9 protein-coding genes and 1 tRNA gene are annotated in these 12,007 nt (G+C 62.5%); 4 read left to right on the top strand and 6 right to left on the bottom strand.

Annotated features, from left to right (window positions below):
- Both PQQ96_RS40210 and PQQ96_RS40215 read left to right on the top strand, forming a co-directional pair.
- On the top strand, positions 1 to 847 hold an 847-nt coding region (locus tag PQQ96_RS40210; RefSeq protein WP_408302697.1), incomplete at its 5' end, for a polysaccharide biosynthesis/export family protein.
- A gap of 23 nt (positions 848 to 870) precedes the next feature.
- Entirely contained in the window at positions 871 to 3,261 is a 2,391-nt protein-coding gene (locus PQQ96_RS40215; protein WP_408302699.1) for a polysaccharide biosynthesis tyrosine autokinase, read from the top strand.
- Positions 3,262 to 3,363: 102 nt separating this feature from the next.
- Here PQQ96_RS40215 and PQQ96_RS40220 read toward each other — a convergent pair whose 3' ends face one another.
- From PQQ96_RS40220 to PQQ96_RS40230, 3 genes are all read right to left on the bottom strand, one after another.
- Positions 3,364 to 3,786, bottom strand: coding sequence for a helix-turn-helix domain-containing protein (locus PQQ96_RS40220; protein WP_408302701.1), 423 nt, complete (start codon positions 3,784 to 3,786; stop codon positions 3,364 to 3,366).
- Entirely contained in the window at positions 3,783 to 4,082 is a 300-nt protein-coding gene (locus PQQ96_RS40225) for a type II toxin-antitoxin system HigB family toxin (protein ID WP_408302703.1), read from the bottom strand. Before PQQ96_RS40225 ends, PQQ96_RS40220 begins: the two co-directional genes overlap by 4 nt.
- A 223-nt stretch (positions 4,083 to 4,305) precedes the next feature.
- Complete coding sequence (locus PQQ96_RS40230) at positions 4,306 to 5,523, bottom strand: glycosyltransferase family 4 protein (protein ID WP_408302705.1); 1,218 nt, start codon at positions 5,521 to 5,523, stop codon at positions 4,306 to 4,308.
- A 176-nt stretch (positions 5,524 to 5,699) separates the two neighbouring features.
- Here PQQ96_RS40230 and PQQ96_RS40235 point away from each other — a divergent pair, with 176 nt between their 5' ends.
- Complete coding sequence (locus PQQ96_RS40235; RefSeq protein WP_408302706.1) at positions 5,700 to 6,983, top strand: glycosyltransferase family 4 protein; 1,284 nt, start codon at positions 5,700 to 5,702, stop codon at positions 6,981 to 6,983.
- Positions 6,984 to 7,049: 66 nt separating this feature from the next.
- Here PQQ96_RS40235 and rpiA read toward each other — a convergent pair whose 3' ends face one another.
- From rpiA to rnr, 3 genes are all read right to left on the bottom strand, one after another.
- Positions 7,050 to 7,745: a ribose-5-phosphate isomerase RpiA gene (gene rpiA / locus PQQ96_RS40240; RefSeq protein WP_408302708.1), complete on the bottom strand. Its 696-nt coding sequence runs from the start codon at positions 7,743 to 7,745 to the stop codon at positions 7,050 to 7,052.
- Positions 7,746 to 7,940: 195 nt separating this feature from the next.
- Positions 7,941 to 8,684: a 23S rRNA (guanosine(2251)-2'-O)-methyltransferase RlmB gene (gene rlmB / locus PQQ96_RS40245; protein ID WP_408302710.1), complete on the bottom strand. Its 744-nt coding sequence runs from the start codon at positions 8,682 to 8,684 to the stop codon at positions 7,941 to 7,943.
- Between the two features lie 184 nt (positions 8,685 to 8,868).
- The gene (rnr, locus tag PQQ96_RS40250) at positions 8,869 to 11,385 is read right to left on the bottom strand and encodes a ribonuclease R (protein ID WP_408302712.1); all 2,517 of its coding nucleotides are present in this window, start codon (positions 11,383 to 11,385) and stop codon (positions 8,869 to 8,871) included.
- Between the two features lie 319 nt (positions 11,386 to 11,704).
- Here rnr and PQQ96_RS40255 point away from each other — a divergent pair.
- Positions 11,705 to 11,791 (top strand) — tRNA-Leu (locus tag PQQ96_RS40255).
- The last annotated feature ends 216 nt before the right edge of the window (positions 11,792 to 12,007 follow it).

Below are 12,007 nucleotides of genomic sequence, written 5' to 3' on the forward strand. Positions count from 1 at the left end.
CCCCCCCCCCACGCCCGGCCCCACGCAGACCCAAGGCGCGACACCGATCGCACCGACGCTGACGGGCGGCGGTGAAGGCGGCTTGACCGTGCGCGTCGCCAACAACGGCACGATCTTTTTCCCGCGCGTGGGCCGCGTCAAGGTGCTCGGCATGACCGCGCAGCAGGTTCAGGAGTCGCTGTCGAAAGGGCTCTCGAAGACGATTCGCAATCCTCAGCTCGATGTGCGTGTGTCGGGATTCAATAGCCAGTCAGTGCAAGTGACCGGCAATCTGCGCACACCCGCCTCCGAAGCGATCACCGATTCGCCGCTGACCGTGCTCGATGCGATCAATCGCGCAGGCGGCGCGCTGCCCGACGCGGATCTGCAGAACGTGGGCGTGACCCGCGACGGCAAGCGCTACACGGTCGACGTCGCCTCCCTGCTTGAAACCGGCGATCCGCAGCAGAACGTGCTGCTGAAAGACGGCGACATCATCGACGTGCCGGATCGCTCGAACAGCCGTGTCTTCGTGCTCGGCGAAGTGAACAAGCCGACCTCGCTGCCGATGAACCGCGGCCGCCTGACGCTCGCCGATGCGCTGACGGGCGCCGGCAGCCTCGACGTCAAAACCGGCGACCCGCGCTTCGTCTACGTGGTGCGTGGCGCCGACAAGACGCTCACACCCGACGTCTATCAGCTCGACATGACTCAGGTCGATGCGTTGATGCTGATGACCAAGTTCGAACTTCAGCCGAAGGATGTGGTGTACGTGCAGGTCTCGAGCGCAGCACGCTTTAATCGCGCCCTCGAACAGATCACGCCGACCCTGCAAGACCTGTTCTACACGGTTGAACTGGGCAGATAAATCGCACGCAACGGAGTATCCCTATGAGTACGTACGACATGCTGGATCACGGACCGGCGCCCAGCAGCGACGAAGATGCAGTGATGCGCGATTTGCTGCGCATGATCATGGATCAGATCTGGTGGGTGATCGGCATTGCCGGCTGCGTGATTCTCGCTGCGGTGATCTACACGAAGCTCGCCACGCCGATCTATTCCGCCGACGCCCTGCTCCAGGTCGACACGCAGCCCAACAACAACGGTTCGCAAAGTCAGAGCACGCCGTCGCTTGTGCCGTCGGTCGGCCCGATGCGCACCGACGCGGAAATCGAAATCATCAAGAGCCGCGCGGTGGTCGAACCGGTCGTCGAGCAGTTCAAACTGAACTTCAGCACGGCAGCCAAAACGATGCCGGTACTCGGCAAGATCTCGTCGTGGTTCGCGCATCCGGGCCGCCCGCTCGGCGCGGCCTTCGGCATGGACTCGTATGCGTGGGGCGGTGAGCAATTCGAGGTCGCGTCGATCACGGTGCCGAAATCACTGGAAGGCGCACGCCTGACACTGCGCGTGCTCGATTACGGCCGCTATGAATTGACCGACTCGTTCGGGCAGAAAATCCTCACCGGGGTGGCGGGTCAGGAAGCAAGCGGCAACGACGTCACGCTGTTCGTCAAAACGCTGGTGGCCCGTCCCGGCACCGAGTTCTACGTGACGCGCTTTAACCAGTTGGACGCGGTCGCCGGGCTCTCGTCCGGGTTACAGGTGAGCGAAAAAGGACGGGACACCGGCGTCGTGCAACTGTCGTACATGGGCACCGATCCGCACGCGATCACCGAGATCACCAATGCGGTGGCGGCGTCGTATCTGGCGCAACGCACCGAACGCGCGCAGGAAGAGGCGAGCCACATGCTGAGCTTCCTCAACAGTGAATTGCCGCGCCTGCGTGCCGAAGTGAAAAAGACCGAGACCGCGTTGTCGGAGTATCAGTCGAAGGCCGGTTCGTTCCAGCCGACCCAGGAAGCCGGGGTCTACCTCGCCGGTGGTCTGGACTACGAAAAGCAGATTGCAACGCTGCGCATCCAGCGCGCGCAACTGCTGCAGCGCTTCACTGAGGAAAGCCCGGAAGTGCAGCAGGTAGACGCCCAACTGGCAGCGATGTCGCGCGAAAAGGACCGCTTCGAAGATCATTTCAGCACGCTGCCCAGCTCTGAACGCAACGCCCTCTCCTTGCAACGCGACGCGAAGGTTGCCGAGGAAATTTATGTCACGTTGCTGAACAAGACCCAGGAGCTGTCGATCTCGCGGGCCGGCACGATCGGCAACGTGCATATCATCGATCAGGCTTTGCTGCCGTCCCAGCCGGTACGGCCGAAGTCGGCGCTGATCATTTCGGCGGGCACGCTGCTCGGCATCATCGGCGGCATTCTGTTCGCGTTCTGCCGCCGCACGTTCTTTACCGGCGTGGCCGATCCCGAGTTCGTCGAGCGGCGCTTCCAGCTGCCGATCTTCGGCTCGATCGCCTTCAGCCCGGAACAGGCGCGCAATGACCGGCAATTGAGCGCCGCGCGGACTGCGGCCCTGCCCGGCCCCAGGTCGAGGCCAACCGAAGTGCTAGCGGAGCCGTCGGGCGTGATGCGAATGTTTCGGCCGGGTTCGGCGGCGGGCCGCCAAGGCAAGGTACCGGTCGGCACGCAAACCGTCATTGCGTCGAGTAAGACGCCCATGCGGCCGCTGCTGGCGAAGACCCATCCGTACGACGCAACGGTGGAGGGCCTGCGTGGCCTGCGCGCCACGCTGCAGTTCGGCTTGATCGACGCACCCAACCGCATCGTGGCGATCACGAGCCCCGCGCCCTCGGACGGCAAGAGTTTTCTGTGCGCGAACCTCGCTGCACTGATCGCGGAATCGGGCAAGCGCGTGTTATTGATCGATGCCGATCTGCGGCGTGGACGCCTCGCGCAGTATCTCGGCCGCTCGCCCCACGGTGGTTTGACTGAACTGCTGACAGGTCAGGTCGATCTTGAGGTGGCTGCGCGCGCCACGGGCGTGGAGGGTTTGCACTTCATCGCGGCGGGCGCCTATCCGCCGAATCCGTCGGAGATTCTGACGTCGTCGCGCTTCGGTGAAATCCTCGCACGCTTCGAACAGGAGTTCGATCTGGTGATCGTCGATACGCCGCCACTGCTGGCGGTGGCCGATGCGGCGGTAATTGCGCATCTCGCCGGTTCGACCGTGCTTGTGATGCGGGCCGGCGCGCACACCGAGGGCCACGTGGCCGACGCGCTGAAGAAGCTGCGCCGCGCGCGCGCCCGGGTGGTAGGCGGCGTGATGAACGCGGTGCCGCTCAAGAGCCACAACAAGAACGGCACGTACGACTACGCGTATGCGTACACCTACTCCGCCAGCGATCCGCTCGATACTCACGGATCACGCTAGATCGGATTAAAGGCTGGTGAGCGAAGGGGCTGCGCTGAATCGAGGCGCAGCCCTTTTTACGTTGAGCACAGCGCTCAGCACAAGGCCGGCGCTGCGCCGCGCTTACAGAAACGCGCTGACGTCGGTATGAAAACGCACGGCTAGCGCCTTCGCCACCTTTTTGCTGATGGCGCGCCGGCCCGCGAGAATATCGCTCACCACGGTAGGCGACGCGATACCGATCAGATCCTTCTGCTTGAGCCCGTGCGTCTCCAGCAGATGCCGCAACACCTCGCGCGGCTCCGCTTTCGGGATCGTCACGTTGCTCGCTTCCCAGCTTTCGATCAGGTCGGTGACGATCGCGAACAGATCAGCCAGCGGATTTTCCCCGCTACCGTTCAGGTGATCGGCGAGCGCGTTGGCGAGCCGCACCATCGTCTGATAGTCCTGCTCGTTGCGAATGGGTGTAATCGGCAACTGGGCTTGCAGTGCAACCCAGGTTTGAGCGATGTCGGGAAAGGCTCCCGGAAGGCGATCGGCATTCATGAGTTTAAATTCTTCCTCGTCCAAAGGTCGTATTCCGCATGCGTCAGTACGTGACGAACGAACAACGACTGCCTGTTGTAGTGAATCGCCGCGATGATCCGGAACCGGTTGCCGCCCACATCGAAAACGGTGTATTGCGGCGGCACGTAGTCCACGCCCGCGAACGTCTGCTTCAGGTCGTTATAGCCATACGCGAGGCACGCCTGCGCCAGTGAATACCACGTCAACAGCGCACTGTGCGCCTCCGGATGTCTCTTTATGAAGTCCAACAACGCTTTCTTTGAAATGACCCGCATCGACTTTCCTCGCATGTATTCGCGCACTGAATATGCACGCTCTACCTGCAAGGCTAATGAGACGGAATCGACACCGATAGTCAGCCGGACGGCATAGACCGAACAGCCAGCTATGGCTTATTGCAGTACGACAAGAGCATTTTATTCGCATATGGCGAAGTTCGCAATATGCGAATAAAGAGATATTCAGCCTCGGCTGCACTCGGGCTCGCCCGCGTCAGCCTCAGCGTCCCCAACTGCTTCCCTGCGCGCGCTCGCCAGGCCATGCGAGATCCTCGGTGGCCAGATCGGATTCGATCCGCTCCGCCGCCGCCACCCGCAGACGCCAGCCCGACGCCGCGATCGTGCGCGTCACTTCGGCCATGAAAGCGCGCCGGAAAACCGCCACCGAGAAACGTTCGGCATTCGCGCGGCATGCCGCCGGGGTGATCTGTTCACTCTGCCGTTCGAAGCGGTCAATCGCGTCGAGCATCGATACAACCGTTTGGCGTGCGAAATACACGCCGGTAGGACGCGCCTCACCGATCGGCACCACTGTTTCGAGCGCCCCGCCCTTGCCGAACGCAATGACCGGTGTGCCACACGCCTGCGCTTCGAGCGGGACGATGCCGAAGTCTTCTTCGGCGGCGAACACGAAGGCACGCGCGCGTTGCAGATGATCCTTCAGAACTTTGAACGGCTGATAGCCGAGGATCGTCACATTCGGACCGGCCTTGGCGCGAATCGCCGCCATTTCCGGCCCGTCGCCGATCACGATCAGCTTGCGATGCGGCGTCGCAGTGAAGGTCTCGACGATCAGATCAATGCGCTTGTAAGGCACCATCCGCGAGGCGGTCAAATAGAAGTCTTCCTTGTGTGTGCACAGTTCGAACTTGTGCACATCGACGGGAGGCGGAATCACCGCCGCGTCGCGCCGGTAAGTTTTCATCACGCGCCGCGCGACGAATTGCGAATTCGCGATCAGGCGGTCAACGCTGTTCGCCGAGTGCGAATCCCAGCCGCGCAGATAATGAAGCAACGCACGTGCGGCCCATGACTTCGGCCCGCGTGTCAGATTCGCTTCGCGCAAGTATTGATGTTGCAGATCCCACGCGTAGCGCATCGGCGAATGCACGTAGCTCACGTGCGTCTGATCGGGGCCGACCAGCACACCCTTCGCGACCGCATAGGAACTCGTGATGACGAGGTCATAACCCGAGAGATCGAACTGCTCGATGGCCAGCGGCATCAACGGTAAATACGCGCGATAGCGCCGCCGCGCAAATGGCATCCCCTGGATGAATGAAGTCGTAACGGGTTTGCCGCCGAGCGGTCTGCGGTCTTCGAGGAAATCGACGAGACTGAAAAGATCGGCATCGGGAAAACACGCAATGATCTGCTCGAGCACCTTCTCGGCGCCGCCGGGTGCGACGAGCCAGTCGTGCACGATCGCCACTTTCATGATCTCCCCACCTATTAATAAACCACCTTTGGTCTTAGCAACGAGTGTATGTGCCGCATCATTTACTGTGCGTGCGTATGCCCACATTCGGGGCGCGACAGTCCGCGAATAATGAAGACTCGCCATTCGCCTCTTGCGAACGACGCGTTCAATCACTTCGCCCGACTTTGCAATTTATGCGCCCTCCGATCGACGCTTCTCCACTCATCCAATCCTTACCGCTGATTCAGCCTGCCCCGCTCGATCCATCTGCCGCGCCATCGTCATCGGTATCGACAGCAGCATCGGCAACGCGCTCGTCGACGCAACCGACTGTGTTATTCGTCGATCAGAGCGGCCAACTTGGCGGCGCTGAATTCGCACTCCTGCAACTGGCTGGAAGCTGCACTGCGCGCAGCGAAGTCGTGCTGCTGTCCGACGGCCCATTTCGCGCGCGCCTCGAAGCGCTCGGCGCACACGTGCAGGTGCTGAACGACGCGCGCGTGTCAGGCATCGTGCGGCAAGCTTCCGGATTGAACTGTCTGCGCGTTGTGCCCGGCATCCTGCGTCAGGTTCGCGCCATCGCGGCGCGCGCAAACGCGTTCGACGTTCTGTTTCTCAACACACAAAAAGCACTCGTGCTCGGCGCGCTCGGCAAACCGCTGCATCGCAAGCCGGTGATCTGGTATCAGCACGACATCCTCACGCGCCAGCATTTTGGGCGTGTGCAGTTGCACGTCATCAAGTGGCTGGTGCGCTTCGCGGTTGATCAGGTGGTGTCAAATTCGCAGGCATCGAAGCGATCGCTGATAGCGCTGACAGGTATCGCGGCCGACACGGTGCCAGTCATCTACAACGGTATCGACGCTGGCGCGTTCAAACGCATCGACGGTCGCGATAAGGGCGCGCTGCGCAGGCGTCTGGGCTTGCCCGAGCATGCGTGGCTCGCGGGCTTGTTCGGCCGTCTTGCGCCGTGGAAAGGTCAGCACATTGCGCTCGAGGCCATGGCGCGGCTACCCGACGTGCACCTGGTGCTGGTCGGTGCGCCGCTATTCGGTGAGGATGCCTACGCGCAGCGCCTGCATGAGCAGGCCGCGGCACTGGGCGTAGCGGATCGCGTGCATGTCGCGGGCTTTCAGGACGACGTACCCGCGTGGATGAAGGCGATGGATGTGATCTTGCACACGTCGACCGAGCCGGAGCCGTTCGGGCGGGTGATCGTCGAAGGCATGGCGGCAGCACGCCCGGTGATCGCAGCGGCCGCGGGTGGCGTGACTGAGATCGTGCGGCATCAGCACAATGGCTGGCTCGTGAAACCGGGTGACGTGGCCGCACTGGCTGATGCGATCGGCGCCTTGCGGGCCGATCCGGCCATGGCGCAGCGCCTCGCGAATCAGGCGCTTGCCGATGTGCAAACCGAGTTTTCGGTGGATCAGTATTTGCAGCGGATGATGCAGGCGATCGGGCAAGCCGCGCGCTAGTGCGGGATGATGCAGGAAAGCGAGCCCGCTAAAGCAGGCCCGCGTACAACGGCAAAAGCGCGGCAATCAGCTCTTGCTATATTCGATCGTCTCGACGCCCGTATCCGTGCCAAGCATGCACAGATTCGCGCCACGGCCCGCGAAGAGGCCCACCGTCACCACGCCCGGCCATGCGTTGACATGCATTTCCAGCGTGCGCGGGTCGCTGATGCGCAGCCCCTTGACGTCGATGATCTCGTTGCCGTTATCGGTAATGAACGGCACGCCTTCCTTCGTCACGCGCACCACCGGCACGCCGCCGAGCGCCGTGATACGGCGGCCGATCGCGGTACGCGCCATCGGCACGACTTCGATCGGCAGCGGGAAGTTGCCGAGCGTATCGACCAGCTTGCTCGCATCGGCGATGCAGACAAACACGTCCGACACCGACGCGACGATTTTCTCGCGCGTCAACGCGCCGCCGCCGCCCTTGATCATCGCGCCGCTGTGGTCGATCTCATCGGCGCCGTCCACATACACCGGCAGTGAATCGATTTCGTTCAGATCGAGCACCTTGAAACCGCGCGATTGCAGACGCGCGGTGGTGGCGAGCGAGCTCGACACCGCGCCGCGATAACGGGTCTTGCTGGCGGCCAGCGCGTCGATGAAACAGTTCGCGGTGGAGCCGGTGCCGACGCCGATCACGGAGCCTTCCGGCACGTTGGCGTTCACATAGTCGGCGGCGGCCTGGCCGACCAGTTGCTTGAGTTCGTCTTGGGTCATGGGGAATGCAGGCAAGCAGTAAAAACGATGAGTTTACCGGAGTGGCGAGCGAGCGCCGGATTTACCCGACACGGCGGCCGCAAAAAATGGCCGCCGCGCGCGCCGGAACGCTATTTCTGCTGGCGACATGCGAGCCGGCCCTGCCATGAGCATTGATAGCTCAGCGAACGGACCGGCGCCGAATGATCAGGAGATTTACTTCTTCACCGAGCGCTGACGCACGGCTTCAAACAGGCACACGCCGCTCGCCACCGAAACGTTCAGGCTCTCGACCGTACCCGCCATCGGAATCTGCATGATCACGTCGCAGGTTTCGCGCGTGAGACGCCGCATGCCCTCGCCTTCGGCGCCCATCACCAATGCGACCGGACCGTCGAGTTCGGTCTCGTAGAGGCTCTTGGTGGCTTCTTCGGCGGTACCGATCACCCACACGCCGGCGTCCTTCAACTCACGCAACGCGCGCGCCAGATTCGTGACGGTGATGTACGGCACGGTGTCGGCTGCGCCGCTCGCCACCTTCGCGGCTGTCGCGTTCAAACCCACCGCGCGGTCACGCGGCACGATCACCGCGTGCGCGCCGGCCGCATCGGCCACGCGCAGGCAGGCGCCAAGATTGTGCGGATCGGTCACGCCGTCCAGCACCAGAATCAACGGCGAACCGTTGATGCCGTCGAGCAGTTCGGCCAGATTCTGCGCGAGCGGCATGTCGGTCGCACGTGCGACCACGCCCTGGTGGCGCTCGGTATGCGCGAGACCCCACAGACGCGTTTCGTCGGCGGCAATCAGACGCACGCCGGCTTCTTTCGCCGCGTGCAGGAATTCGGTCATGCGACGGTCTTTGCGCGTCGCGTCGTAATAAACCTCTTCGACCGTCGACGCGTCGTGCCGCATACGCGCGGTCACTGCGTGGAAACCGTATAGAACCTTGAGACGTGACATGACTGACAAACCTTTGATTGAGCGCGCCATGAACGCGCGCTGCTGTGATGAATACGAGCCTGCTTACTGTGCCTGGTATTTGCTGAGTACCGGCTCCAGTACTTGACTACGATGAAACGAAGACCGCGCGCATCGGATACGTCTTAACGTACCCGATGCGCGCGGTTCAAGCCGTCATGCGACTTCAGCGCTTCTTGCGGGCCTGCGGTTTCGATGCCGACTTCGCCGGAGCGCCGCCGTGCTTCTTCGCCGCGCCGCGTGCCGCGCGCGCTTCCTTGACGGCCGCGGTTTGGGCCGGCGCCGCCTTCTTGCGCCGTCCACCCGCGCCTGCCGGCGCGCCGCCTACCCCACCGTCCACCGGCGGCAACGAACGCACGCGTGCACCGCTGCTTTCGCCGGATGCCTTATCGGCCAGCGCCGGACGACTCGTCGGCGGCTTGATCGGCGTGTCGCGCACGAGGCGGAAGTCGATCTTGCGCGCATCGAGATCGACGCGGCTTACCTGCACCCGCACACGATCCGACAGGCGGTAGCGAATGCCGGTGCGCTCGCCGCGCAACTCGTTCTTGATCTCGTCGTACTGGAAGTAATCCGAGCCCAGTTCGGTGACGTGCACGAGGCCTTCGATAAAGAGCGAGTCGAGCTGCACGAAAATGCCGAACGACGTCACGCCGTTCACCATGCCGCCGTACTCTTCGCCGAGCTTGTCGCGCATGAAGTAGCACTTGAGCCAGGCTTCGACGTCGCGCGAGGCTTCGTCGGCGCGGCGTTCATTGGCCGAGCAATGCAGACCGAGTTCTTCCCAGATCGCCACATTGTTGCCACGCTGGCGGCCGCGCTTCTCGTCGTCGGCTTGCTGCATCGCGCGGGCGCGCGGCGACAGCGCCGTATTCAACTCGACGCCCTGCGGCGGCTCCGGCTGATACTTGCGGCCTTGCAAGACCGCGTAGATCGCGCGGTGCGTGAGCAGGTCGGGATAGCGGCGAATCGGACTCGTGAAGTGCGCGTACGCCTCATACGCGAGACCGAAGTGGCCGATGTTGTCCGGACTGTAGACGGCCTGTTGCATCGAGCGCAGCAACATGGTCTGCAACATCTGCGCGTCAGGACGCTCGCGGATCTGCGCCATCAGCGCGGCGTAATCGCTGGCATGCGGCTTGTCGCCGCCGGCGAGCGTGAGGCCCATGCCGCGCAGGAAGGTGCGCAGATTTTCGAGCTTCTCGGCGGTCGGCCCGGCGTGCACGCGGTACAGACCCGGGTGCTTGTTGCGCTTGAGGAAGTCGGCCGCGCAGACGTTCGCGGCCAGCATGCATTCCTCGATCAGCTTGTGTGCGTCGTTGCGGGTGCGCGGGATGATCTGTTCGATCTTGCCCTGCGCATTGCAGACGATGTACGTCTCGGTCGTATCGAAGTCGATCGCGCCGCGCTTCTGGCGCGCGGCGAACAGCGACTTGTAGACGCCATACAGATTCTGCAGCTGCGGCAGCAAGGCGGCGCGACGCGTGGCCTCCGGACCCTTGGTGTTCTTCAGTACCGCGGCCACTTCCGTGTAGGTGAGGCGCGCGGCCGAGTTGATCACGCCCGGATAGAACTGATACGCCTTCACTTCGCCACGCGAGGTGATGATCATGTCGCACACCAGCACGCAACGATCGACGTTCGGGTTCAACGAGCACAACCCGTTCGACAGCTTCTCCGGCAGCATCGGAATCACGCGGCGCGGGAAGTACACCGAGGTGCTGCGCTCGAGCGCGTCGGCGTCGAGAGCGCTCTTCGGATGCACGTAGTGCGAGACGTCCGCAATCGCGACGATCAGGCGGAAGCCTTCACCGCGACCGACCTGAACCGGCTCGCAATAGACTGCGTCGTCGAAGTCGCGGGCATCTTCACCGTCGATCGTGACGAGCGGCACGTCGCGCAAATCGATGCGATGACGCGCGTCGACCGGGCGGACTTCGTCGGGCAGTTTGGCAGCTTCGTCGAGCGCGGCCAGGCTGAATTCGTGAGGTACGCCGTACTTGCGCACCGCGATTTCGATTTCCATGCCGGGGTCGTCGATATCGCCGAGCACTTCCACCACGCGGCCGAGCGGCTGCGAGTGACGGCTCGGGAATTCGGTCAACTCGACCACCACCACCTGCCCGACCTTGGCCTTCTTGGTGTTCTGCGTGATCAGAATGTCGTGACCGATACGCTTGTCTTCAGGCGCGACGATCAGCGCGCCGTTCTCGTTGAGCAGACGGCCGATCACGCGCTTGTTGGCGCGATCCGTGACTTCGACGACATGCCCTTCCGGCCGGCCACGGCGGTCATAGCCGACGATGCGCGCGAGCACGCGATCGTTGTGCATGACCTTCTGCATTTCGCCGGTGGGCAGGAACAGATCGTCCTGGCCGTCGTCGCGAATGAGAAAACCGTAGCCGTCGCGATGGCCCTGTACGCGGCCCGCGACGAAGTTCGACGGATGGGTGAGCTGATAGAGATTGCGCTGATCGAGCCGGATCTGGCCGTCGCGCTCCATGGCGCCTAAGCGCTTGAAAAATCCTTCGCGCTCCTGGCGCTTGATCGACAGGGCTTCGGCGATGTCGTTCGCGGCAAGCGGCGCTTCACTCGTGCGCAGGACGCCCAGGATTTCTTCGCGGCTTGGGATCGGATACGGAAATTTGCTCAAGGGCTTGTCGATGATTTTTTCTCGTTGCATGGACGTCGGTCGGCGATGTGGCTCGGCTTAAGAGGCGCTCGGCTTAGAGGCCTTTGGGTTGCGCTTAAGTTGCACTTGCGATTGCACTGGAGATTCTGCTCGGGTCCGGCTCGTTCAAGTCTGAGTCCGACGGGCGTGTGCACCGTGCCAACGAACTACTGCGAGGCATTCTAACACCCGTCTTGCGCGCCACGCGGCCCGTCAATAGTCGCTGTGAGGCGCATGCAGGCTCGCTGCGGCGATGTTTAAGCGACTTTTGAGAAACGCTTGACAGCCCTGAATCTGTCGCTATAATGGCGTTCTTTGCTGTTCATCACCTGCCCAGGTGGCGAAATTGGTAGACGCACTAGGTTCAGGTCCTAGCGGTGGCAACACTGTGGAGGTTCGAGTCCTCTCTTGGGCACCAGATTCAAAAGTAAAGCCGCCTGGCATTTCAAATAGGCGGCTTTACTTTTTGTGTGAGACTAGGTGATCCGATTCCGGTTTTTTTCGGTCGGGTTGCGTAGCTAGCAAGACGGTTGGGGCAACGTGAATTGGCCATTGTTAAGCAGTGGAGTTTTGCTCTGCTGCATGGCACAACGTGACACAACCGGGGCGATTGATGAAGCGATAGTTTGTTTGC

This window comes from Paraburkholderia sediminicola, assembly GCF_046027825.1.
GTDB classification, from domain to species: domain Bacteria; phylum Pseudomonadota; class Gammaproteobacteria; order Burkholderiales; family Burkholderiaceae; genus Paraburkholderia; species Paraburkholderia sediminicola_D.